The sequence below is a fragment of the Rhizobium sp. A37_96 genome (genome assembly GCF_053521765.1).
Genome location: NZ_JBNWDS010000006.1, coordinates 255,862 through 279,395, shown reverse-complemented (window position 1 = coordinate 279,395; position 23,534 = coordinate 255,862). Strand labels below are relative to the sequence as shown.

The following is a 23,534-nucleotide window of genomic DNA, read 5'->3' as shown; positions in this document are numbered from 1 at the left end:
TTCTGTCATATCGTTTTGCTAGTCTTTACCCTACAGACTGGCGGCCGGGGTTGAAGGTCGGCCGAGGAAAGGGTGACGCGATGGCGAATGGGTATGATCTTGCGGTTGTCGGTGCAGGGATTGTCGGCATTGGCGTGGCTTTGGCCGCTGCACGTCAGGGCAAGAAAGTCGTCGTCATCGAACGCAATGCAAGGGCGGTAGGCGCTTCGATCCGTAATTTCGGCTTCGTCACCATCACCGGCCAGAAGGCGGGCGCACATTGGGAGCGGGCCATGCGGGCTCGCGATATATGGGCCGAGATCGTCGACGATGCCGGTATTGCGGTCATCCACCATGGTCTGGTGATGCCGGCTCGACGTCCGGAGGCCGCCGTCGTGGTGGATGCCTTCCTGAAGACGCCGATGGGCGAGAAATGCCGGCTGATGACGAAGGCCGAGGCCGGCGATCTCGTGCCGGGCCTGCGTCTCGACGGCGTCGAGACAATTCTCCACAGCCCGCATGAGCTGCGCGTCGAGTCCTCCGAGGCGCTGCCGAAACTCGCTGCCTGGCTCGAAGCCCGCCACAAGGTCGATTTCCGCTGGAACACGGCTGTCCGCGTCATCGACGGGACACGGATCGAGACCAGCCATGGCACGATCGAGGCAGACGCGGTGGTCGTCTGCCCCGGCGACGATTTCTCGACGCTCTTCCCTGAGGTCATCGGCCGGCACCCGCTGACGATTTGCACGCTGCAGATGTTGCGCGTCTCGCCCGCTCATCCGAGCCGGTTCGGCGCGGCCGTCATGTCGGATATGAGCCTTGCCCGTTACGAGGGTTTTGCCGACCTGCCGGAGGCGGACGCGCTTGGAAAGAGGCTCGATCTCGAAGAGGCCGAAAGCCGCGCCGCCGGCATTCACCTGATCGCCGTCCAGTCGGCCGATGGCTCGCTCGTCGTCGGCGATAGTCACGTCTACGGCAATGCGCAGCAGCCATTTGCAAGCGAGCGCTTCGACCGGCTGATCCTCGATGAGTTCGATCGCGTGTTCGACCTGCCGGGTCGGCATGTCGTCAATCGCTGGATCGGCACCTACGCCTCCTCGAAGGAGCGCACGGTGCTGGTCGAGCGCCCCGCCGATCATATCCGCCTGGTCATGGTGACAGGCGGAACAGGCGCATCGACCGGCTTCGCCCTGGGCGAACAGGTGGTCGACGATCTCTATGCCTCAACATCTCGGTCTTGGGAGTGAAACCAGTGAGCCAATTGAAAGCCGTTGTATTCGACTGGGCGGGGACGGTCATCGACTTCGGATCCTTCGCCCCCATGGGTGTCTTCGTCGAGGCGTTCAGCCGCTTCGGCATCGAGGTCACGATCGCCGAAGCGCGCGAGCCGATGGGTCGGCCGAAATGGGACCATATCGATGCCATGCTGAGGCAGCCGCGCATTAGGGAGCTGTGGGCGGCGCGTCACGGAAGGGCGCCGACGGCGGCGGATGTCGATGCCATCTATGAGGTCTTCGTTCCGATGAACGAAGAGGTGGTTCACAAGTTCGCCGATCTGGTGCCCGGCACGACCGGCGTCGTGGCATCGCTGCGTCTGCGCGGAATGAAGATCGGCTCCACGACGGGTTACACCCGCTCGATCATGGAGCGCGTCCTGCCGCTTGCCAGGGAGCAGGGCTATGAGGTCGACAATCTCGTCTGCGCGGGAGACCTGCCGCATGGCCGGCCGACGCCGATGAACATGTACAAATGCTTTCTCGATCTCGATGTCTGGCCGGCGCATGCGGTGGTCAAGGTGGACGATACCGGCGTCGGCATCGACGAGGGTGTCGCGGCCGGCTGCTGGACGGTTGGCGTCGCCTTGAGCGGCAACGAGGCAGGACTGACCCCGCAGGACGTCGCCGCCATGGCCCCGGATGCGCTCGCCAAGGTCCGCGAGCGCGCAGCCGCCGCGCTGAAGGCACAGGGCGCGCATTACATCATCGATACCGTTGCCGATCTGATGCCTGTGATCGATGATATCGAACGGCGTCTCGCGGCCGGCGAACGGCCGTAATCCGGCTGATCTTTGAGCGGTGGTGTCGGCTGCTCCGGCACTATCAGCGCCCCGCTATTATTCCCACGCGCGAGATATCGAACGTATGGTGATGCGCTATCGAGGCGGCGCCGATGGCGCCCTCGTAGGATCCGAGCGTTGACAGCATCAAGGTCGGGGCAGGGATGCCTGTTACGGTGCCCCGGCCTATCCCCTCCGAAATCCGGTCGATTGCCGCCTCGGCCAGTTTGGCAAGCGGCCCTCCCAGAAAGACGACGCTCGGATTGTAGAGGTTGACCAGCGATACGAGGCCCAGAACGAGCCAGTGAACGAATGAATCGATCGTCTCGATGGCGCGGCCATCGCCACCGCGCGCCGCCTCGACGATATGTTCGGGAAGCTGCGTGAGCTCGATGCCGGAAAGGTCCGAGGTCTCCAGAAATCGTTGCGCGATGGCGGAAAGGCCGATCCTGCTTTCCAGGCAGCCCCTGTTTCCGCATCCGCACAAGGGGCCGTCCTCCGAAAGGCGAAGATGGCCGAACTCGCCGGCCGTGCCGTTTGCGCCCCTCAACAGCCGTCCGTCGACGACAACAGCGCCGCCACAACCTGCATCGAGCTTCAGGAAGAGGCTGCAGGTATTCGGCAGCGACGGATCGGTATAGACGCAGCCAAAGGCTCCGGCATTGGCATCGTTCTCGATGAACAGCGGCAGGTCGATCGCTTCGGAGAGAAGGGCGGGAAAATCGACGTTGCGCCAACCGACGATCGGCAGGTTCACGACGAAACCGTCGGAGCGGACGATGCCGGGGAATGCGATCCCGACGCCCTTGAGACTGTCCCTGTAGATCGGATCGCGCCTGAGCTTGCCGACCCGCCGCGCAATTTCGCCGGCGACCTGATCGGGAGACATTCGGTCGTGGAACGGCATCTCGCTTGAATCCACCACGGTCGCGGCCAGGTCCAGCAAGGCAAAACGAAGCACATCGACACCGACCTCGACGCCGAAAAAGAAGGCGCCATCTGTGTTGAGAGCGACGCTGGTTGCAGGCCGGCCTGGCTCGCGATTGGCAGGCCGTTCGGGATTGGGCGACAGCTCGATATCCCGAACGAGCCCTCGTTCGATAAGGTTATTGACCAGGCGGGTCACGGTTGCCGGCGTCACGGAAAGATGACGGGCAATCTCGATGCGGCTGGCCTGCCCCTGAATGCGAAGCATGGTCAGAATGCTCAGCTCGTTCAGATATTTCGCTATCGTCTGATCCGCCAAGGCTTCACCATCCAATCTCACAATGCACGCAAGCCTATAGCACATGCCACCTCATGCCATAGAGCCTCCGGTTGCCGATGGACGGTCGGGATAGCCGTCGTTCCGCAGCTTTTGATCTCCCCGGCTATTTGATAGGGATCGTTCCGGCCGATGCGTAGAATGAGCAGGATGAGAACGGATGACGGATAGACCTGAAAGCAATGCCGTGGATTTATCGCGCGACGAAGCGTTCTTCGACCTTTTGACGGGTAGTTTTCGTCGCGTCGTCGGCGTTGACCTTGTTGGCGATGGGTGGGGGCCTGGCTGGCTCTATCGCGAGGCGCCTTTCGTGGTCGTCGCCCACAATACGGAGGCCGATCCGCGTTTCGTCTATGCCAACAGAGCTGCGCAGGATTGTTTCGAATATCCATGGGAGGAGTTCGTGACGCTGCCTTCGCGCCTTTCGGCGGAGCTTCCCGATCGGGCGGAACGTCAGCGACTGCTGGATGCCGTGAAGCGCGATGGCTTCATTTCCGATTATCGCGGGCTGAGGGTGGCAAAGTCCGGCCGGCGCTTCTGGATCGAGGACGGCATTGTCTGGCAACTTCTGGACCGGGACGGGAACTTGCGCGGACAGGCGGCGACGTTTTCCAGCTGGAAAGATGCCTAGCTCCGCCCGGCGATAACGATGATTTAGCCGGTGTCGGGAGATGCCCAAACATCACGAGGAAATTTTTTCGCAAGAATCGCGAAAAGCTGGATCTATTTTGCCTGCATGCTCCCGAGGAGATTGTTAAATGCTTGCCGGTAGTTGGACCATGTCAGACACAGCGCATAACCAGAACGTCATATAGCAAAAGCATTTAAGGGAGCTCACCCATGTCAATTATTGCCTCTCGTGCGAGGCTGCTCGGAACGGCCTTCGGCCTGGCACTTCTGTTGGGCACGTCGGCCGCCCGCGCAGAAACGCCGCCGAACGTGCTCGTGGTCGCGCAGTCGATCGATGATGCCGTCAGTTTCGATCCGGCCGAAGGCTTCGAGCTGACGACCGTCCAGTCTTTCAACAATCTCTACCAGCGTCTCGTCCAGTCGAACCGCGAAGACGGCACGAAGATCGAGCCGGCGCTGGCGGCCTCCTGGGCTGCCGGCAGCGATGGTCGCAGCCTGACCTTCGAGCTTTCCGACGCCAAGTTTTCCTCCGGCAATCCGGTCCGCCCCGAAGACGTGATCTTTTCGCTGACGCGCGCCGTCAAGCTCAACAAGTCTCCGGCCTTCATCCTCAACGAGCTGGGCTGGAAGGCCGACAACGTCGATGCCGCCGTTACCAAGGTGGACGACAAGCATGTGAAGCTCACCTGGTCGGCCGATGTCGGTTCCGGGTTCGCCCTGTCGCTGCTGACTGCGCCGATCGCCTCGGTCGTCGATGAAAAGACCGTCGAGCCGCAGGCGAAGGATGGCGATTTCGGCAATGGCTGGCTGAAGACGAACTCGGCCGGAAGCGGCGCCTACACGATCGCAACCTATACCCCGCACGAGGCACTGGTGCTGCAGGCCAATGCCAGCTCCAGCGACAAGCCGAAGCTCGACAGCGTCATTATCCGCAATGTCCCGGATGTCGGCGCTCGCCGCCTTCTCGTCGAGCAGGGTGATGCCGATATCGCACGCGGCCTTTCGGCCGACCAGATCGAGGCGCTGAAGACCAAGAGCGGGGTCAAGGTTCTCTCGGTGCCCTCAGCGCGTACCGACTATATCCTGCTCAACACCAAGGCCAATCCGACGCTGGGCAATCCCGCCTTCTGGGAGGCGGCGCGCTATCTCGTCGATTATGACGGTATCGCCAAGAACCTGCTGCGCGGCCAGAGCACGGTGCATCAGGCCTTCCTGCCGGTCGGCTTCCCCGGCGCGCTGACGGATACGCCCTTCAAGCTCGATGTGGAGAAGGCGAAGAAGATCCTGGCCGACGCCGGCATCAAGACGCCCTTCAAGGTCGAATTCATCGTCTTCAACGACCAGCCGTTCCTGTCGATCGCGCAGTCGCTGCAGTCGAGCTTTGCGCAAGCCGGCATCACCTTGGACATCCAGCCAGGCGTCGCAAGCGATATCTATGCACGCGGCCGTTCCGGCAAGTTCGAGATGACGCTGCGCTACTGGATCCCGGACTATTTCGACCCGCATTCCAATGCCAGCGCCTTCGCCATCAACAAGGACAACTCCGCCAACACGGCTGCAAAATACGCCGGCTGGGTGATCCCCGAGCTGACGGACGAGACGCTTTCCGCCGTCAAGGAGCAGGATGCCGCCAAGCGCGTCGCCCTCTATCAGGATCTGCAAAAGAAGATCCAGGCAAGCTCCCCCTTCATCTTTATGCTTCAAGGCAACGATCAGGTCGTGCTAAGCGACAAGGTGAAGAACTATGCGCAGGGCCTGAATGCAGACCAGGTCTACTATGACAAGGTGGAGAAGTAAGTGCCGCAAGCGGCAAGCCAATCCGATGCCGACATGACCAACTCCCGCCAGATGAAAGCCTGGCGGGAGTTGTCTTTCGTAAGGTCGTTTCTTTCCTGGGCATGGTCCTTTGCGCTGACGCTCTTCGGACTTGCGCTGGTGACTTTTGCGCTGACGCGCCTGTCGCCGATCGATCCCGCGCTGCAGATGGTCGGCGACCACGCCAGCCAATCGACCTATGAACAGGCCCGCGCCGAGCTCGGGCTCGATCAGCCGCTGCCGATACAGTTTCTTCGCTATATCGAAACAGCAGCGTCCGGGAATTTCGGTCAATCGACCTCGACCGGCCAGCCGGTCGCCAAGGATATCGCGCGCACCTTTCCGGCGACCATCGAGCTCGCAACGGCGGCGATCATCATGGGCTCCGTCATCGGATTGGCGCTCGGCATCGCTGCTGCCATGCGGCAGGGCACATGGCTCGACGGCGCGGCGCGGCTCATCTCTCTTCTCGGCTATTCCGTGCCGATCTTCTGGCTCGGCCTGCTGATGCTCCTCTTCTTTTATGCGCGCCTGCATTGGGCGCCGGGACCGGGCCGGGCGGATGTCGTCTTTCAATATACGGTCAAATCCGTCACCGGTTTTGCGCTGATCGATGCATGGCTTTCCGGCAAGCAGGGCGCTTTTCGCGACGCGCTGGCGCATCTGGCGCTGCCGGCGACCGTGCTTGCCTTTCACGCGCTCGCGGCCATTTCACGGCTCACGCGGGCTTCGATCCTGACGGAACTCGGCCAGGAATATGTGACCACCGCCCGGGCCAAGGGCGCAAGCCTTTCCCGCATCGTCTTTGCGCATGTCATGCCGAATATATCCGGAACGCTTCTGATCGTGATCGCCCTTTCCTATGCCAGCCTGCTTGAAGGCGCCGTGCTCACCGAAACCGTATTCGCCTGGCCCGGTATCGGCCGCTATCTGACGACCGCGATGTTTGCCGGCGATATGCCGGCGATCCTTGGGGGAACCCTTGTGGTCGGTGCGTCCTTCGTGCTGCTCAATGCACTGACCGATCTCGGCGTCGCACGGCTTGAGGCGGGGAAGACGCGGTGAGTGCCATCGTTCACCATCCGCTCGACGGACCGTCCTTCCTGCGGCGTCTGCTGCGCTCGCCTTCCGCAGCCGCCGGCAGCGCAGTCGTCGTCTTCATCCTTGCCGTCGCGCTGCTCGCGCCGTTGATTGCGCCGTACGATCCCAACCTCCAGGAGACGGCCAACCGGCTGATGCCGCCGAGTATTGCCCACTGGTTCGGTACGGATGGCTTCGGTCGCGATCTGCTGTCGCGCATGATCTATGGCGCGCGTCCGACCCTGCTCCTGTTGCTGTTCGTCGTTCTCCTCATGGCTCCCCTCGGCATCGTCGTCGGTATCCTTGCCGGCTTTCTCGGCGGGATCACCGAGCGCATCCTGATGCGCGTCACCGATGTCGTCATGTCCTTCCCGAGGCTGCTGCTTGCCTTTGCCTTCGTCGCGATCATGGGGCCGGGTTTGATCAACGGCGCTCTGGCGCTCTCTCTCACCAGCTGGCCCGCCTATGCGCGCCAGGCGCGTGTGGAGACGGCAGCGCTTCGCCGGAGCGATTATCTGGCCGCCGCCGAAATGGTCGGCATCAGAGGTATCCGGCTGCTTTATGGGCATGTGCTGCCTTTGGTGCTGCCATCGGCGATCATTCGCCTGGCTCTCGATCTCTCGGGCATCATTCTCGCCGCGGCAGGGCTGGGTTTCCTTGGCCTCGGTGTTCGTCCGCCGACCGCCGAATGGGGCGCGATGGTCTCGGAAGGCACGCAGGTCATCTTCGATCAATGGTGGGTGGCGGCCGTGCCGGGCTTTGCCATTCTCATCACCTCGCTCGCCTTCAACCTTTTGGCTGACGGCCTGCGCGACATACTGGATCCGCGTCATGGCTGAGCCGCTGCTCTCCGTTCAGGACCTGTCGGTTTCGTTTCCCTCCGGGGCAGGCATGGTGCGCGTCGTCGACGGTATCGGTTTTTCGGTCGATCGCGAGATCGTCGCCCTCGTCGGCGAATCCGGCTCCGGCAAGTCGATGACGGGGCGGGCGATCATGGGGCTGCTGCCGCACCATGCGCAGGTGCGGGCCGCGCGCCTGTCCTTCGGAGGCCAGGACCTCCTCTCGTTGCCAGCCTCCGGCTGGAATGCGCTTCGAGGCAACGGCATAGGCCTCATCCTCCAGGATCCGAAATATTCGCTCAATCCCGCACACAAAGTCGGCCAGCAGGTCGAGGAAACATTGCTGCTGCATACGCGCCTTTCTGGCGCTGAGCGACGCGAACAGGCGCTCGACATGCTTCATAAGGTCGGCCTTCCCGATCCGAAGCGGGTCTATTCGAGCTATCCGGCCGCGCTGTCAGGCGGCATGGGGCAGCGCGTGATGATCGCGGCGATGCTGATCAACCGTCCGAAGCTGCTGATCGCGGATGAACCGACATCCGCGCTCGACCGTGAGCTTCAGGGCCAGATCCTGACGCTGCTGCGTTCCTTGACCGAAGAATTCGGCATGGGTCTGCTGCTCATCAGCCACGATCTGCAGCAAGTGGCGCAGTTTGCCGACAGGGCCGTCGTCATGCGCGGCGGCCGCATCGAGGAGGAGCTGGCGTCGGCCGATCTCGCCAATGCGCAGTCCGCCTATACGCGTGCGCTGTGGGCGGCACGGCCATCGGCAAAGACCTACGGCACCCGTCTGCCGGTCTATGGAGCCGGGGCATGAGTGCGCTTACTGTGTCTGATCTTTCCATCACCTTTTCCGGCGCCAGGAAGGCATTCACGGCCGTGCGCGGCGTGAGTTTCGATGTAGCAAGCGGCGAGACGTTCGGTCTGATAGGTCCCTCCGGCTGCGGCAAGACGACAGTGCTGCGCGCCATCGCCGGGCTGAATGTTCATTGGCAAGGCGGGATTTCCGTCTTCGGCGAGCCGCTCCAGCCGGGCAAGAAGATTGCAGGCTCGTTGCGCGACAACATCCAGATGGTGTTTCAGGATCCCTATTCTTCCCTGCATCCGCGCCACACGATCGCGCGCATTCTCGGCGAGCCCCTGTCCTTGCGGGGCGTGAAGGATGTTGACGCGCAGGTGCGGGCGGCTCTCGACCAGGTCGGCCTGGCAGGGGCGACGAGCCAGCGATATCCGCACCAATTGTCCGGCGGCCAGCGGCAGCGCGTGGCCATTGCGCGCGTGCTGCTATTGCGCCCGAAGCTGTTGCTGCTCGACGAACCGACATCCGCCCTCGATGTTTCGGTGCAGGCGGGCATTCTCAACCTTCTCAACGATTTGAAGGCGGCACACGGAATGACCCTGGTGCTCGTCAGCCACGATCCGGGCGTCGTTGCCCATATGTGCGACCGCGCCGCGATCATGGGCGGTGGGGTCATCACGCAGATCATGGATCGCGCAAGCTTGTCGAAGGCCGGCTAGCGCCGGAAGCCCAGGAAAGCGATCGCCATTATCCTTTAGAGGCTGCAAAGCGGCGTCAGGCAGCCATGTGCTCGTGACGAAAAATCTCGAGTTGCGAGAGATGAATGGCTTCGTTGGCCGCCGAGGTACTGCCGACGAATTCGTCGATCAGGAATGCGATATGGCCGACTGCCATTTTGACGATGGCAATCTGGCAGCCTTGCGAAGGGACATTGCCCAGCATCGTTGCCAGATCGTATACCGGCACCAGCTCGCCGCGATATGACGTATGGCCGAGCGCATGGCACAGATCGGGGCTTCCGTGCAACGGACGCCAATTATCCGCCCGCGCGACGATCGTTCCATCGATGAACGTGCACAGCGTATTGTGGACACGCACGGCCATCGCTGCGCGACGGCGAAGAAAAGTTGACAGAGACATCGAGCACTTCGTCCCGCCGAGGGACTCCCTGGTCAAAAGTGCAGCCGTCTGAGGCAAGGCCTATTTGAGGATGCCTTGGCACTGTCATGGTGCCGCCGAACACGGTTCGGCCAGACGTGCCGACAATAGAGTTGCGGCCTTGATGACGAATTGAAGGCTTATCTAAAATTCTAACGAAGCATTGCTTTTTCGGCCGCATCGGGCTGTGATTCGCCAATCGCATACGATGCGAACGGCAGTCTTTTGCGAACCGATACGGGGCCGAGCCAATACCGGGCGCGATTTCGACCATGCTGATACAGCCAAATTGCATATTGTCGTCGTCAAGCCGCCGCAACCTTGATGTCGCAAATGATCTGGATATTCTACCAGATTAAGTAGTACGCTTTCCGCATAGAAATACCGTCACGGGATTCCTGGCCGCCCTCAGGCCGAAGAACCACCCGTAAGGAAACGATAAACAGGTAGTTGTCATGTTCCTAGAAGCAGCTCTTTCCCGCTTGATCAAAATCGGTACGCTCACGGTCACTTTTCCCGATGGTTCCACACGCAGTTTCGGTACGGGATCGGAACCGCGCGCGGCGATGAAGATAAAAACCGCGCGCGCAAAGCGCCGTCTGCTCTTCAATCCGGCTCTGGCGTTCGGCGAAGCCTATATGGACGGCGACCTCATGCCGGTTTCCGGCGACCTCTTCCAGCTGATGGATTTCCTCGTCCTCAACATGATGGATGGCGGGAGCCATCCTTTCGAAAAGCTGATGGAAAAGATCCGCTGGCTGCGCCGAAACCTCGATCAGTTGAATTTCGCAGGCCGATCGAAGCGCAACGTTGCGCATCACTACGATCTTGACGCGCGCCTCTACTCACTGATGCTGGATGAAGACCGTCAATATTCCTGCGCCTATTTTCCCGTCGGCGACGAGACGCTTGAGGAGGCGCAGCTCAAGAAGAAGCGGCATATCGCCTCGAAGCTGATGCTTGATCGCCCGGGACTCGAGGTCCTGGATATCGGCTGCGGATGGGGCGGCATGGCGCTTTATCTGGCCAGGGAGTTCGGAGCGCGGGTCACGGGCCTGACGCTTTCGGAAGAGCAATTGGCTGCTGCAAAGGTCCGCGCAAAGGAAGCCGGCCTGGAGCACCTGGTGACGTTCGAGCTGCTGGACTATCGCTCCTGGACGCGTCCGGTCGACCGCATCGTCTCGGTCGGAATGTTCGAGCATGTGGGCATCAATCACTATCGGACCTTCTTCGACAAGATCCGCTCCGTGCTCAAGGAGGATGGCGTGGCGCTTATCCATGCGATCGGCCGGGCCGACGGCCCGGGCAGCACCAATCCGTGGATCGCCAAATACATCTTCCCTGGCGGCTATTCGCCGGCCACATCCGAGGTCCTGTCCGTGGTCGAGAAGTCCGGCCTTTGGGCGACCGACATCGAGATCCTGCGCCTTCACTATGCCAAGACGCTGGAGCAGTGGCGCGAGCGCTTCATGAAGAACAGGAGCACTCTGGCCAAGCTTTACGACGAGCGTTTCTGCCGGATGTTCGAATTCTACCTGATCGGATCCGAACTCGCCTTCCGTCGCATGGGTCACATGAACTGGCAATTGCAGCTGACGAAGAACGTCTCGGCTCTTCCGCTGGCGCGTGACTACATGGTCGATATCGAGCGGGCGCGGGCTGCCGTGGCCGAGCAAGGCCGGGCGGAACCGATCGAAGCCGCGAGCGCGCGGGCAAGACGGGATCTGACCGTGCATGACGAGCGCAAATCCCGTCAGCAAAACCAATCCGGCGCCGAATCCTCCTGCAACATTTGAGGACGGCTTGCGCTATCGTCGCTGGCGTCGGTCCCGCTGTTCGGGATTGACGCCAGCCGATAGCGCGAACGCATAATCAGCCAAGATCGCCGCCGGCAACGGGCAGTACGCTGCCGGTAATATAGGATGCTTCGTCCGAGGCCAGGAACAGGATCGGTGCAACCTGCTCGTCGATGGTCGCATAGCGCTTCATGAGGCTCGACGCCGTGACTTGCTGCACCACGTCGGCCATCCAGCCCGTCTCGGCGGCGCTGTCTCCGGCAGCGTTGCGTGGGACCCGGCGCGCCGGGGCATCCGTGCCGCCGGGTGCCGTGGCGACCACCCGAATGTTCCGATCGGCGAGTTCCATAGCAAGCGATTGCGTGATCGCGTTGACGCCGCCCTTGGCGGCCGAATAGGGCACGCGGTGAATACCGCGCGTCGCGTTGGAGGATACATTCACGATGGTCCCGCCGCCGCGGGCAAATAGATGCGGCAGAACGGCGTGGCAGCAGTAGAGGGTCGGCATCAGCGAACGGCGGATTTCCGCGTCGATCTGCTGCGCTTCGAATTCGGCATAGGGCCGCATGCGTATCGCCCCTCCGACATTGTTGATCAAGATATCGATGCCGCCAAAGGTCTCGGCGGCAAACCGCATGGCCGCCGCAGCGCCTTCATAAGTCTCGAGGTCGGCATTGAAGGCCCGGGCGTCGACGCTCGCGGTGGCTGCCACCTCGGCGACGAAATCGGCGCGGTCGACAAACAGCACTGTCCCGCCCTCTTCGGCCGCTCGCGTTGCCACCGCCCGGCCTATGCCCTGTGCGGCACCGGTGACGACGATCGTCTTGCCAGCAAAGCGGCCCGGAAAACAGGAAGCGCTCATGCGGCTTCCTTTGCCACAACGTTGGGCGTGAACTTTTCGTAGTGGAAGCTGTTGGGTGCAACGCCGCTCTCGTCGAAATGGTTGCGAACCGCGTCGACCATCGGCGGCGGACCGCACAGATAGACGTCGACATCGCCGCCATGAAGCATCTCTGCCGGCATGTGCTGGGTGACCCAGCCCTTGCGCGGATGGCTGGAAGACTCCTCGGCGACGACCGTGCTGTAGGTGAAGTTCGCCAGTCGCTTCGTGTAAGCCTCGATCTGGTCGACGAGCACCAGGTCCAGATCCCGGGTCACGCCGTAGATGAGATGGATCTGCTGCTGCGAGTTTTCGCGGGCCAGCGCCTCCAGCATCGACAGGAATGGCGCAAGACCGGTTCCGCCCGCAAGCATCAGCAATGGGCGCCGGACGTCGCGCAGATAGAAGCTGCCCATGGGGCCTATGATATCGAGCTTTTCGCCGGTTTGCGCCTGGGCGAGCCAGCTGCTCATCACGCCACCGGGGATCTTCTTGATCAGGAAGCCGATGCGCCGCTCGCCGGGTGCGCTGCTGAAGGAATAGGAACGATGCAGCCCGCTGCCGGGTACATCGATATTGACATACTGGCCGGGCAGGAAAACGGGGGAGACGCCATCGACTTCCAGCTCCAGCACGATGGCGGCATCGTTATGCGGCGTGATCTGCACGACTGTCGCGGCAAATTTCTGTTGTCCGGTCTTGCAGGCCGTCGATGTCGTCGGAACCGCGATGACGCAGTCGGAGGACGGCTTCATCTGGCAGGTCAGGACGAGCCCGCTTTTTGCTTCATCGGCGGTCAGGGCGTCATCGATATAGTCGTCGCCGAGATCGTAGCTGCCGCTTTCGGCGCGGCATTTGCAGGTGCCGCACACGCCGTCGGAACAGTCCATCGGCAGGTTGATCTTGTTGCGGAAGGCAGCGTCGAGAACCTTTTCGTCTTCCTTGCATTCGACGAAGCGGGTCACGCCGTCCTCGAAGTTCAAAGCGATGTTGTAGCTGGTCATGGAACCCTCCTCGTCCGTTCCCATGCCGTCAGGAGACGTCTGTCAGATGTGATAGATGTCGATGACCTGACGGATGTAGTCGTTCTTGAGCACGATCTTCTTGGCTGAGATCAGCAGTTGATCGCCGCTCCTGCGCAGGGTGACGAACATGGTTCCGAAGAACTGATCCGTGACCTTGTAGCGGTGGTTCAGCGTGTGGAAGTTGTAGCGAATGTCGACTTCCGCATCGCGGCGAGCCAGCAGCTCGATATTATTGACGTTGTGGCTCGTCCGCGGCTCCGGCGTCGATGCGCCGGAGCGTTCGGTCTTGATGCGGAACACCCGGTCTTCCAGGCCGTCGCGGCTAGGATAGAAGATCAGGGATATCTGCGCATGCGGATCCTCTGTCAGCTGGTCGTCATCGTCCCAGGCCGGCATCCAGTAGGTTACATCCGGCGCATAACAAGTGAGCCATTCATCCCATTCGCGGTCATCGAGCAGGCGCGCCTCGCGATAGAGAAAGGCGCGGATCTCGTCGTCGGAAATGCTCATGACAGAACACCCTCCTTTTCGGCGGCGAGCGCCTCCCGCATCACTTTCGCCCAATATTCGTGCTGGCGGACGAACAATCCCTCGTCCTCGCTGCGCTCGCCCGATAGCAGCGGCTCGAGGCCCATCCTCCTGGCGTTTTCGTCGGGGCCGTCGATCCAGAGCGGCGCACCGCGCGACAGATCGTTCCAGAGCGCTGTCGTTCCGGCATAGCCGGCCTGGCAGGCGCGAAACTCCTCGAGGTCATCGGCCGTGCCCATGCCGGATACGTTGAAGAAATCCTCATATTGCCGGATACGGAGGGCTCGATCCGCTTCGCTTTCGCCCTTCGGCGCGAAGCAGAAGATGCTGATTTCGGTCTTGTCGACGCTGATGGGACGGGTGACGCGGATCTGCGTGCTGAACTGATCCATCAGGAACACGTTCGGATAGAGACAGAGGTTGCGGGTCTGGTTGATGATGAAATCCGCCTTGTCGGAGCCGACGCGGGCCTCGATCTCGTCGCGGCGATTGTAGACCGGCCTGACTTCCGGGTTCATTGCCCGCGTCCACAACAGGATGTGGCCGTTTTCGAAACCGTAGACGCCGGCGATGGACTTGCTCCAGCCGTTGGCATCGACCGCCTTCGTACCGTCCTCGTTGCGCCGGCCCATGGTCGCCGCATAGTTCCAATGGACGGAGCTGACATGATAGCCGTCGCAGCCGTTCTCCATCTGGAGTTTCCAGTTTCCGTCGTAGATGTAGGACGAGTTGCCGCGCAGCACTTCCAGGCCTTCAGGCGCTTGATCGACGATCTGGTCTACGATGATTTTCGCTTCGCCGAGATAATCCTCGAGTGACGCGACGTCTTCGTTCAGGCTGCCGAAGAGAAAGCCGCGGTAGCTCTGGAAGCGCGGCACCCGTTTGAGATCGTGCGAGCCGTTCTGGGCAAACTGCTGGGGATACTGGGTGGTCTTCTCGTCCTTGACCTTCAGCAGCTTGCCGGTGTTGGAGAAGGTCCAGCCGTGGAAGGGGCAGGTGAAGCTGCCCTTGTTGCCGTGCTTGCGCCGGCACAGCATGGCGCCGCGATGGGCGCAGGCATTGATGACCGCATGCAATTCTCCCGTCTTGTCGCGGGTGATGACCACGGGCTGGCGGCCGATATAGGTCGTGTAATAGTCGTTGTTGTCCGGAATCTGGCTTTCATGCGCCAGGTAGACCCAGTTGCTCTCGAAGATATGCTTCATCTCCAGCTCGAACAGGTCTTCATCGGTGAAGATGTCGCGGCGACAACGAAATATGCCGGCCTCCTTGTCATCCTGCACCGCAGTCGTCAGCAGATGATCGAGGTCTCGGGCCTTATCTATGATCGCGGACATGGTTTCTCTCCCGCTCGCGGCGCCTCGGCGCAGCACAGCAACAATGTCGATGATGAAAGGGTGATGAAGAGGGTGCGGTGGCCCCAGGGGCCACCGCGTCAATCGGTTACGCCGCCGCGCGCTTGCGCTGCTCGTTGACCTGATTGTCCACGCCGTTGACGAGGGCGGTGAGATGGAAGTCGAACTCGATCTCTGCAAACGGGCCGCTGAGATTGTTGGCCTTGATGCTGGCTTCGTCGCTCCGTTCCGTCACGGCCGGAACCAGGCCGTCCCGCGTGGCATAGGCGAAATCGTCGTTCACAAGCGGATCGCCGGCGATGTTGATCTGGGTCGTCAGCTTGCGATGATCGTCGGCGCCGATGAAGAAATGGATGTGAGCCGGGCGCTGGCCATGGCGGCCGAGGGCCGACAGGAGTTGTTCGGTCGGGCTGCCTGGAGGAACGCCATAGCCATGCGGCACGATGCTCTGGAACTTGTAACAGCCGTCGGCATCGGCGATGATCGTGCGGCGCATGTTGAACGGCGCCTGTTTCCCGGTGGGATCGAAATGGGAGTAAAACCCGCGCGTATCACAGTGCCAGACCTCGACGGATGCGCCGGGTAGCGGCTTGCCCCCGGCCCCATAGACGGTGCCATGCATGATGAGCGTATGACCGTTGGCATCGGTGCCGTCGTCGAGACGGGCAAAGCCCTGCGATACCGGCGCGCCGGCCACATAGAGCGGCCCCTCGATCGTGCGCGGTGTCTCGTTCTTGATGCCGAGCGCATCATCGATGGCATCGAGGCGCTCGTCGATAAAATGGTCGAGCCCAAGGCCGGGGGAGATGAGGCCCGCCTGCCCGGCGGCGCCGATTTCATTGAGCCACGCAATGGCAGTCCAGTATTCGTCCGGGGTGATGTCGAGGTCGTCGATGGCCTTGAACAGGTCGGACATCAGCCGATGGATAACCTGTTTGACGCGGGGATTGCCGCCATTGTTGGTCAGACCGCTCAGAACTTTCAGGAAATCCTGCACGTCGGGTCTGTCAAAAATCCTCACACTCATGTCTTACTCCTCCTCTTTTCCGGTTGTTGCGAACATCGTTTCGAAAACCCGGCCAGCGGCAAGGTCCTCTTCCACGCCGTCGCCTCAGGTGTCGTCGTCGCGGATCGACGACGGATGCCGCAAAAGCGGCGTGACTTTGATGGTCATGAACTTGAACAGCGGCAGTCCCGTCAGGATCGCATGCAGCTCTTCGTTGTCCTTCACGTCGAAAATGCTGTAGTTCGCGTACTCGCCGGCAATTCTCCAGATATGCCGCCATTTTCCGCTGCGTTGCAGCTCCTGCGAATAGGCCTTCTCTCGGGCGATGATCTCGCCCGCTTCCGCCTGAGGCAGATCCCGGGGGATGTTGACGTCCATTCGCACATGAAAAAGCATATTCTACTCCTCTACCTGGCGGCGCTCACGGTTTTGCGCGGTCCGTCGCGCAGGAAGAATTTCACCCGGTCATCGTCCAGTGCGATGCCGAGGCCGGGCCCTTCGGGAACGGCCAGCTCGAAGTCGCCATACTCCAACGGCGTTGCGAGGATTTCCTCGGTCAGCAGCAACGGGCCGAAGAGCTCCGTTCCCCATTGCAGGTTGGCGAAGGTGGAAAAGGCGTGGGCGGATGCGGCGGTGCCGACGGCACCTTCGAGCATGGTGCCGCCATAGAGCTCGATCCCCGCTGCATCGGCGATTGCCGCCACACGCTGCGCGTTGAAGAGGCCGCCGCTCTGCTCGATCTTGATTGCGAAGACATCCGCGCCGCTGACCTTCGCAAGCTCGAAGGCGGTCTCCGGGCCTTGCAGGGATTCATCGGCCATGAGGGCGATGGGGAAGCGACGCACGAGCCGCGTCAGCGCCGCCGCCGAAGCGACGGGCTGTTCCACCAGCTCGCAGCCCGCATCGGCGAGCGCCGCCATGCCGTAGGCTGCTTCGGTTTCGCTCCAGGCCATGTTGACATCGACGCGAACCGCGCCGCGGTCGCCGAGCGCGCGTTTGATGGCGGCGACATGCGCGATGTCTTCGCGCGGCGCCCTGGCGCCGATCTTCAGTTTGAAGATCCTGTGGCGGCGAAGGTCGAGCATCTTCTCGGCTTCGGCGATGTCCGTCGCCGTGTCGCCGGAGGCCAGCGTCCATGCCACGGGCAGGCGGCTGCGCACCCGCCCTCCCAACAGTTCGCTGACGGGCAGGCCGAGACGCTTGCCATGTGCATCGAGCAATGCCGTCTCGATGGCGCATTTGGCGAAGCGGTTTTCCTTGATCCTCTTGCCGATGCGCGCCATCAGGATCTGGATGCGGGTTGCATCCTGTCCGACCATCGCCGGCTGGAAATAGGTGTCTATCGCGAGCTTCATGCCCTCCGGGCTTTCTGCGCCATAGGAAAGGCCGCCGATCGTCGTTCCCTCGCCGATGCCGACAATGCCGTCGCTGCAGTGAACCTTGACCAGCATCAGGGTCTGGCCGTTCATCGTCGCGACGGAGAGCTTGTGCGGGCGGATAGTCGGCACGTCGATCAGCAGCGTTTCCACTCGTTCGATAACGGGGGCGGTCGTTGCGTTCGGCGCAAGGGGTGCAAAGGTCGTGTTCATGACTGAACTCTGCGCCGGGCAGGCGGCATACGTCCAACACCATTTGTATCTCAAACGATACCTTTAAGGTATGATAAGGAGAAAAATGGTAATATTTATAGACTTATCGCATCGCAGCATATCGAATGACGACGTTGAATGGCGTGCCAACCGGTAGGATATGGAGAATGGATCTTCGTCAGCTTCGCTATTTCGTGGCGGTCGCCCAGGAGCGAAATTTTACGCGTGCTGCCGAATTGCTGCATATCGCGCAGCCGCCTCTGAGCCGGCAGATCCAGCTCCTGGAGGAGGGGTTGGGAGTATCGCTGCTCATTCGCAAAAGCCGGCCCGTGCGTCTCACCGATGCCGGCCGGCTGTTCTACGAGCAGGCGCTGCAGGTTCTCGGCCGCGTCGAGCAGATGCGGGACGCGACGCGCCGTATCGGCCTCAATCAGAACAGCGTCTTCTCCATCGGTTTCGTCGCATCGACGCTCTACGGCGGACTTCCCTCGCTGGTCCGCAAGATGCGCCAGCATGCGCCCGAGCTGGATATCCAGCTGCTGGAACTGGTGTCGGTCCAGCAAATTCCCGCACTCAAGGAGGGGCGCATCGATGTCGGCTTCGGCCGGCTACGTCATAGCGATCCCAATGTGGTCGGGACTGTCCTGCGCGAGGAGCGCCTCGTGGCCGCCGTGCCCATGGCGACGGCACTTGCAGGGGCTGCCACCCCGTTGTCGGTGAAGAGTCTGCGCGGGCAAAAGCTGATCGTCTATCCGAAGGAGCCGCGGCCGAGCTATGCCGATCAGGTTTTGGGGCTGCTGCAGCGCCACGATGTTCGCCCGGCGGAAGTGCATGAGGTGCGGGAAATCCAGACCGCCCTCGGCCTGGTGGCTGCCGATGCCGGAGTATGCGTCATCCCTTCATCCGCGCGGCAGATGCGGTCCGATGTGCACTATCGGCTGATCGAGGAAGAGGCGATGACGTCTCCGGTGATCCTCAACCATCGCGTCGGCGACAATTCCGTCTATATCGATCTCATCAAACGGCTGATTGAGGAAATGTACCGGGAAAACCCGCCATGGCTGGACATGGAACACAATGTCTTGCCCGGCCACTCGTTCGACAGCTAGGCGGCGCCCGTCGCGGGTAAGACTGCGAATTGCCATTACGAGGCCGGAGATGGGGGTGGAAACGCAAAATCTCTGTGGGTTCAGGCCCGGCTCGGCCAAGAGGCCGCTCGGTCATGATGTCAGCAAACTTGCCATCATGGCTCGCAACTGGCTATGAGCTTATCACCACATAATGATTAGACATGTTTCATTTTTTGTCCTTCATCGGCCGAGGATGGGACACGGATTTGCGAGGCTCGTTAGGATAGGAATGCGCTTGACCAGGAACGAAAAGACTCTGTCCCGACGAGCTTTCATGCTCGGGTCTATCTCTGTGACGGCGGCGCTTGCGGGGTGTGCCACGACGGCCCCCGTTCCGACTCCGATTGCGGCTCCCGCCCGCTTGCCGCCGGTCGTTCCCGTCGCGTCCACCGCGGAGAGCGAAGCTGCGCCGAATGCCGAACTTGAGGCTCGCTATGCGTCGGCTGTCGATGGCGGTCACGTTCTTCCCGCCATACCTTATCGAAAGATGGACCCGAAATACTACCGGCAGCGCGTGACGGACCCGACCGGCGAACCGCCCGGGACGGTGGTCGTCGATACCGCGTCACGATTTCTCTACGTCGTCGAACGCGGCGGTACAGCCATGCGATATGGCGTCGGCATCGGCCGCGACGGCTTTGCCTGGGAGGGCGAGGGGGTTATCCACTGGAGGCAGCATTGGCCGCGCTGGAAGCCGCCGAACGACATGATCGCCCGGAAACCGGAACTTGCGAAATATTCCGTGGCAAACGGCGGAATGGATCCGGGCGTCAAAAACCCGTTGGGTGCGCGCGCCCTTTACATATTCCAGAACGGCAAGGACACGCTCTACCGCCTTCATGGCTCGCCGGAGTGGAATTCGATCGGCAAGGCAACGTCGTCGGGCTGCGTTCGATTGGTCAATCAGGACGTCATCGATCTCTATGAACGCATTCCCTATCACGCGCGAATTGTCGTTCATCAAACCGCGCTTCAAGGCAAGGGAGTTTCTGCCTGAACGGGCGGCTCCCTTGAAGATGGGAGCTGCCGTCTCCGCATGACGGGATGCCGACAACGAAATGGCGGCGTCATCCGGCCGGCAAGGAACATGGGCTATGGTGCCAGGCACCGGATCCGAAAGGCGTCAGCCCGTGCCGCGAGGCGGCAACGACAGCCCCGCGGCAGCAAACGATGCCGGCGCCGTGTCTTGACATATATGCGACTGGGTAGCATTTTGTACCGGAAGGAGATAGTCTCGTGAGCGTCAAATCGTCGATATCCCTGACCGATCAGCAGGATGCGTTCGCCCGTTCGCTTGTCGAGACGGGACGCTACTCCAGCTTGAGTTCGGTTCTCCAGCAAGGCCTGGAACTGCTTCGTCAGAAGACCGAGACCGAATCCGCCGAGACGGAAGGACTTCGCACGCTTATCCAGCGCCGCGTCGATGGGCCGAAGGTCTCGGCAAAGGATATGGAAGAGCGGATCGAGAGCATGATCGAGCGAAAGCGGCGAGCTCTTCGTGTGGACCCTTGAATATTCCAGCGCCGCGGACCGCGATTTCGAGCTGATCTTCGATCATCTGTTTGCGGCCTATATCGATCTGGGTGATCTGCCGGACGAAGCTCTGGAGCGTGCCGCAGAGCGTATTCGTGATCTTCGCCTCGCGATCCATCGACTGGTCGAGACACCGTATATCGGAACATTGCGGCCGGATATCCATCCGGGCATCCGCTTCTTGCGGCGCGACAAGGCTGCTGTCTGGTTTCTGCCGATCGAGGACCATCGGACGATCGTCGTCGCCGCAATTTTCTTCGGCGGTCAGGATCACATCAGGCGGATGCTGGCGCGTGCCCTTGCGGAATGAGAACGTCGTCGGCCGAAGCACGGGTCCGCTATCCGCAATCGTAGATACATCCCAAGGTGCGACTTCGCGGATCTGCGTGTAATGTAGCCGCAATCTTTGGCTGTCAGTGGGGGCAAAGGATGGCAGCGGCCATCCTTTGGGGAGAAGTCATTGCGAATCTTGCTTCTTGAGGATGAGCCCGAAATGGCCCGAGCGCTGCTCGAAGCGCTGAGGCGTCGCGATGTTCTCGCCGATCATGTCCGTACGATTGCGGATGCGGACGCCATGGCCCGCGTCGGGACCTATGACGTCCTGGTGCTGGATCGCCGCCTGCCGGATGGCGAGGGGCTGGATCTTGTTGCAGCGCTTCGCCAACGCAAGCATCCGGTGCCGATCCTCGTGCTGACCGCTCTTGGCGGTGTCGATCATCGCGTTGACGGGCTGGACAGCGGCGCCGACGACTATCTTGCCAAGCCCTTCGCAATCGAGGAGCTGCTAGCCCGCCTGCGAGCCCTGCAGCGAAGGGGACCTGCTGTTTCCGACAGATATCTGAGTTTCGGCAACCTCAGTGTCGATCCCCGAACCAACGAAGTTTCCATCGGCGGGGCGCTCGTCGAATTTCCGCGGCGTGAATATCTGGTGGTGGAGGCGTTGATGCGCCGTCCGAACCGGATCGTCACGAGGCCGAACCTGATCGAAGCGGTTTATGCTCTCGAGGACGAGATCGGATCGAACGCCTTGGATGCGCACATCTCACGGATCCGAAAGAAGCTTCTGCTGACCGAGGCCTCGGTCGAGATCCGGTCGGTGCGAAACATCGGTTACCTCATCCGGGCGAAGGCATGAACCCGGAACGCAGCCGATCGCTACGCTGGGGCCTGATAAAGCGCCTGATCGCATTGCAGGCCTTTCTTCTCGTCCTCTTCTTCATCCTCCTCGTCGGCTGGATCTGGATCATCAATCCGGAGCTCGAAGACGCCAACGAAGAGGCCGTCCGTGTCGTTGCGCAGCAGATAACCAGGGATGACGACGGGCAGCTGCAGGTGGCGGAGACGCAGGAGGTCGCCGAGCTGAAGCAGCGATATCCGGAGCTCTGGTTTACCGTCCGGGACCATAAGGGGATCCTCCTCCAATATGGAGAGATACCGTCGACCTCTCTCAACGAGAGCTTCCCCTGGACGGTGGATCGGGCGAGGCTGGAGGCGGGCAACGGGACACATGCCACGGTCGAGAACCGGGAGACATCTGTCGGCAAGCTCCAGATCATCGCCGCCACCGAGCGGGGCTTCACCAATGATGGCTTGAATGTGTGGATCAATATCCGCGTCGAAGTTGCCAAAAGTGTCCATGGGGAAATCCAGTGGCTCAACGTATTGCCGGCTCTGGCATTCGTCATCTTCATAGGCGTCTTCCCGATACTGGCGCTCACGGGCGTGGCAACGCTGCTCGTGACTCCCCGTGCTGTCGGACGTTCACTGAGCGGGCTCGTCGAAACGGCGAGGCAAGCGCAGGCAATCGACTTCGATACCCGTTCCGCCCGCCTCGACCGTGCGAAGGTGCCGACCGAGATCATTCCGTTGGTTGATGCGTTCAATCATGCCCTTTCCAAACTGGATGACGGATATAACAGGCACAATCGTTTCCTTGCCGATGCGGCGCACGAACTGCGAACGCCAATCGCGATTGCACGAACGCGGGCGGATCTTCTTCCCGAGGCCGAGGTCAGCCGGCAATTGCGGGACGATATCGACCGTCTCTCTCGCGTCGCGCATCAACTGCTGGAAATGCAGGCTATCGGCGCGGTGGAACTGCGCGCGGAAAGGAAGGATCTGAATGTGGTGGTCGAGGCCATCGCCGCCGATCTTGCTCCGATAGCCATGGATGCCGGCTATGACTTCGATTTTGAGCCGAGCCCGCAAGAAGCAGTCTTCGTAATCCAGACCTCGACGATCGAGATGGCGGTCGTCAACCTGATCCGCAACGCCATCGATCACGCCGGCGCCAAAGGTTCGATCGTCGTTCGGGTCGGCGCTGCCGGCACGATCGATGTTTGCGATCAGGGTCCCGGCATACCGCCATCGGAGCGTGATCGTGTCTTCGAGCCGTTTCGCCGCATCAACGCCAGCTCCTCCGGGGCGGGTCTGGGGCTGAACCTGGTCAAGAAGGCGGCGGAACTCCACGGTGGAAGAGTCTCGTTCCTGGATACCGGCCACGGCTTTTGCGTGCGGCTGCAGATCGGCTCCATACCACCGTCGGTCGTGGTGGCGGACATGGGCTGGCGGCAAAAGGGGTGAGAGCATCGCCGAACGGCGGGCGGGCGCATTTCATCAAGGCCGTCGGCACGGTCCTCTCGCCGGCTATTGCCACACAAAATCCTGAAAGTGTTTTTCTTTTCCCGGCGGTCTGAAGCCGGATATTTGATTTTCTGAAGTCGAGTTCCCTGCTAGTTTCGGGCGCGAGACACCAACGGGATGGGGCATGTTGAAAATTTTGCTGTCGGCTTGGCTTTCCCTGGCAGCTGTCTGCACTCCCCTCTCTGCTTTTGGCGATACCATGGATTCTCGACTGCACAAGGCGGTTGCCGGGCGGATGCCGATGGCAATCGCTGCAGATGTCGATCGTGGCGGCGGGATGCGGCTGCATTGCGCCGGTCGCCTCGGCTATGATGACATCGTGATGCTCCGGGAGGAAACAGGGGCGACCTAACGCGGCATTCCGATTTCAACGCTGTCCAACTATCGGGGAGGCAAATGTTTTGGCCTCTCGAATCTACGAGAATGAAG

Annotated in this window: 25 protein-coding genes; 16 read left to right on the top strand and 9 right to left on the bottom strand. The window is 61.3% G+C overall.

Features of this window, described 5'->3' with window-relative positions:
- Window positions 1-80 precede the first annotated feature (80 nt).
- Complete coding sequence (locus tag ACQZ6J_RS18510; RefSeq protein ID WP_449085155.1) at window positions 81-1,226, top strand: TIGR03364 family FAD-dependent oxidoreductase; 1,146 nt, start codon at window positions 81-83, stop codon at window positions 1,224-1,226.
- A gap of 5 nt (window positions 1,227-1,231) precedes the next feature.
- On the top strand, window positions 1,232-2,035 hold the full coding sequence (phnX, locus tag ACQZ6J_RS18505) for a phosphonoacetaldehyde hydrolase (protein WP_449085154.1): 804 nt from the start codon (window positions 1,232-1,234) through the stop codon (window positions 2,033-2,035).
- A gap of 43 nt (window positions 2,036-2,078) precedes the next feature.
- Here the strand turns inward: phnX and ACQZ6J_RS18500 are convergent, their stop codons facing one another.
- Window positions 2,079-3,281, bottom strand: a complete 1,203-nt coding sequence (locus ACQZ6J_RS18500; protein WP_449085153.1) for an ROK family transcriptional regulator — start codon at window positions 3,279-3,281, stop codon at window positions 2,079-2,081.
- A 178-nt stretch (window positions 3,282-3,459) separates the two neighbouring features.
- Between ACQZ6J_RS18500 and ACQZ6J_RS18495 the strand changes: the two genes are divergently transcribed.
- The 6 genes from ACQZ6J_RS18495 to ACQZ6J_RS18470 all read left to right on the top strand — a co-directional run bounded on the left by ACQZ6J_RS18495 (window position 3,460) and on the right by ACQZ6J_RS18470 (window position 9,181).
- On the top strand, window positions 3,460-3,930 hold the full coding sequence (locus tag ACQZ6J_RS18495; RefSeq protein WP_449085152.1) for an MEKHLA domain-containing protein: 471 nt from the start codon (window positions 3,460-3,462) through the stop codon (window positions 3,928-3,930).
- Window positions 3,931-4,139: 209 nt separating this feature from the next.
- Window positions 4,140-5,726: an ABC transporter substrate-binding protein gene (locus ACQZ6J_RS18490; protein WP_163992327.1), complete on the top strand. Its 1,587-nt coding sequence runs from the start codon at window positions 4,140-4,142 to the stop codon at window positions 5,724-5,726.
- 33 nt (window positions 5,727-5,759) lie between these two features.
- A complete protein-coding gene (locus ACQZ6J_RS18485) occupies window positions 5,760-6,809 on the top strand; it encodes an ABC transporter permease (RefSeq protein ID WP_163992431.1) in 1,050 nt (349 codons plus the stop codon).
- Window positions 6,806-7,663 carry an ABC transporter permease gene (locus ACQZ6J_RS18480; RefSeq protein ID WP_449085151.1) on the top strand — a complete coding sequence of 286 codons (858 nt, stop codon included), beginning with the start codon at window positions 6,806-6,808 and terminating at the stop codon, window positions 7,661-7,663. The genes ACQZ6J_RS18485 and ACQZ6J_RS18480 overlap by 4 nt, the downstream gene beginning before the upstream one ends.
- The gene (locus ACQZ6J_RS18475) at window positions 7,656-8,480 is read left to right on the top strand and encodes an ATP-binding cassette domain-containing protein (protein WP_449085150.1); all 825 of its coding nucleotides are present in this window, start codon (window positions 7,656-7,658) and stop codon (window positions 8,478-8,480) included. Before ACQZ6J_RS18480 ends, ACQZ6J_RS18475 begins: the two co-directional genes overlap by 8 nt.
- Entirely contained in the window at window positions 8,477-9,181 is a 705-nt protein-coding gene (locus ACQZ6J_RS18470; protein ID WP_449085149.1) for an ABC transporter ATP-binding protein, read from the top strand. Before ACQZ6J_RS18475 ends, ACQZ6J_RS18470 begins: the two co-directional genes overlap by 4 nt.
- Before the next feature lie 55 nt (window positions 9,182-9,236).
- On the opposite strand, the gene ACQZ6J_RS18465 is transcribed toward ACQZ6J_RS18470, so the two are convergent.
- Complete coding sequence (locus tag ACQZ6J_RS18465; RefSeq protein WP_449085148.1) at window positions 9,237-9,602, bottom strand: chemotaxis protein CheW; 366 nt, start codon at window positions 9,600-9,602, stop codon at window positions 9,237-9,239.
- Window positions 9,603-10,075: 473 nt separating this feature from the next.
- On the opposite strand from ACQZ6J_RS18465, the gene ACQZ6J_RS18460 reads away from it, so the two are divergent.
- A complete protein-coding gene (locus tag ACQZ6J_RS18460; RefSeq protein WP_449085147.1) occupies window positions 10,076-11,416 on the top strand; it encodes a class I SAM-dependent methyltransferase in 1,341 nt (446 codons plus the stop codon).
- Between the two features lie 76 nt (window positions 11,417-11,492).
- Here ACQZ6J_RS18460 and ACQZ6J_RS18455 read toward each other — a convergent pair whose 3' ends face one another.
- The 7 genes from ACQZ6J_RS18455 to ACQZ6J_RS18425 form a co-directional block, all read right to left on the bottom strand.
- On the bottom strand, window positions 11,493-12,278 hold the full coding sequence (locus ACQZ6J_RS18455; RefSeq protein ID WP_449085146.1) for a 1,6-dihydroxycyclohexa-2,4-diene-1-carboxylate dehydrogenase: 786 nt from the start codon (window positions 12,276-12,278) through the stop codon (window positions 11,493-11,495).
- The gene (benC, locus tag ACQZ6J_RS18450; protein ID WP_449085145.1) at window positions 12,275-13,300 is read right to left on the bottom strand and encodes a benzoate 1,2-dioxygenase electron transfer component BenC; all 1,026 of its coding nucleotides are present in this window, start codon (window positions 13,298-13,300) and stop codon (window positions 12,275-12,277) included. Before benC ends, ACQZ6J_RS18455 begins: the two co-directional genes overlap by 4 nt.
- 42 nt (window positions 13,301-13,342) lie before the next feature.
- Entirely contained in the window at window positions 13,343-13,831 is a 489-nt protein-coding gene (gene benB / locus ACQZ6J_RS18445) for a benzoate 1,2-dioxygenase small subunit (RefSeq protein ID WP_449085144.1), read from the bottom strand.
- On the bottom strand, window positions 13,828-15,186 hold the full coding sequence (locus tag ACQZ6J_RS18440; protein ID WP_449085143.1) for a Rieske 2Fe-2S domain-containing protein: 1,359 nt from the start codon (window positions 15,184-15,186) through the stop codon (window positions 13,828-13,830). The genes benB and ACQZ6J_RS18440 overlap by 4 nt, the downstream gene beginning before the upstream one ends.
- A gap of 106 nt (window positions 15,187-15,292) precedes the next feature.
- Window positions 15,293-16,231 (bottom strand): catechol 1,2-dioxygenase, encoded by a 939-nt coding sequence (catA, locus tag ACQZ6J_RS18435; RefSeq protein WP_163992347.1) that lies wholly within the window; start codon window positions 16,229-16,231, stop codon window positions 15,293-15,295.
- Window positions 16,232-16,315: 84 nt separating this feature from the next.
- On the bottom strand, window positions 16,316-16,606 hold the full coding sequence (catC, locus tag ACQZ6J_RS18430) for a muconolactone Delta-isomerase (protein WP_163992349.1): 291 nt from the start codon (window positions 16,604-16,606) through the stop codon (window positions 16,316-16,318).
- Window positions 16,607-16,617: 11 nt separating this feature from the next.
- Complete coding sequence (locus tag ACQZ6J_RS18425; protein WP_449085142.1) at window positions 16,618-17,799, bottom strand: muconate/chloromuconate family cycloisomerase; 1,182 nt, start codon at window positions 17,797-17,799, stop codon at window positions 16,618-16,620.
- Between the two features lie 167 nt (window positions 17,800-17,966).
- On the opposite strand from ACQZ6J_RS18425, the gene ACQZ6J_RS18420 reads away from it, so the two are divergent.
- The 7 genes from ACQZ6J_RS18420 (at window position 17,967) to ACQZ6J_RS18390 (ending at window position 23,457) form a co-directional block, all read left to right on the top strand.
- Window positions 17,967-18,908: a LysR family transcriptional regulator gene (locus ACQZ6J_RS18420; RefSeq protein ID WP_449085141.1), complete on the top strand. Its 942-nt coding sequence runs from the start codon at window positions 17,967-17,969 to the stop codon at window positions 18,906-18,908.
- 295 nt (window positions 18,909-19,203) lie between these two features.
- Window positions 19,204-19,926 (top strand): L,D-transpeptidase, encoded by a 723-nt coding sequence (locus tag ACQZ6J_RS18415; protein WP_432444420.1) that lies wholly within the window; start codon window positions 19,204-19,206, stop codon window positions 19,924-19,926.
- 239 nt (window positions 19,927-20,165) lie between these two features.
- Window positions 20,166-20,441: a type II toxin-antitoxin system ParD family antitoxin gene (locus tag ACQZ6J_RS18410; RefSeq protein WP_163992359.1), complete on the top strand. Its 276-nt coding sequence runs from the start codon at window positions 20,166-20,168 to the stop codon at window positions 20,439-20,441.
- Window positions 20,428-20,772, top strand: coding sequence for a type II toxin-antitoxin system RelE/ParE family toxin (locus tag ACQZ6J_RS18405; RefSeq protein ID WP_163992361.1), 345 nt, complete (start codon window positions 20,428-20,430; stop codon window positions 20,770-20,772). Before ACQZ6J_RS18410 ends, ACQZ6J_RS18405 begins: the two co-directional genes overlap by 14 nt.
- 150 nt (window positions 20,773-20,922) lie before the next feature.
- A complete protein-coding gene (locus ACQZ6J_RS18400) occupies window positions 20,923-21,597 on the top strand; it encodes a response regulator transcription factor (protein ID WP_163992363.1) in 675 nt (224 codons plus the stop codon).
- Window positions 21,594-23,045, top strand: a complete 1,452-nt coding sequence (locus tag ACQZ6J_RS18395) for a sensor histidine kinase (protein ID WP_449085140.1) — start codon at window positions 21,594-21,596, stop codon at window positions 23,043-23,045. The genes ACQZ6J_RS18400 and ACQZ6J_RS18395 overlap by 4 nt, the downstream gene beginning before the upstream one ends.
- Window positions 23,046-23,229: 184 nt before the next feature.
- Window positions 23,230-23,457 carry a hypothetical protein gene (locus ACQZ6J_RS18390; protein ID WP_449085139.1) on the top strand — a complete coding sequence of 76 codons (228 nt, stop codon included), beginning with the start codon at window positions 23,230-23,232 and terminating at the stop codon, window positions 23,455-23,457.
- The last annotated feature ends 77 nt before the right edge of the window (window positions 23,458-23,534 follow it).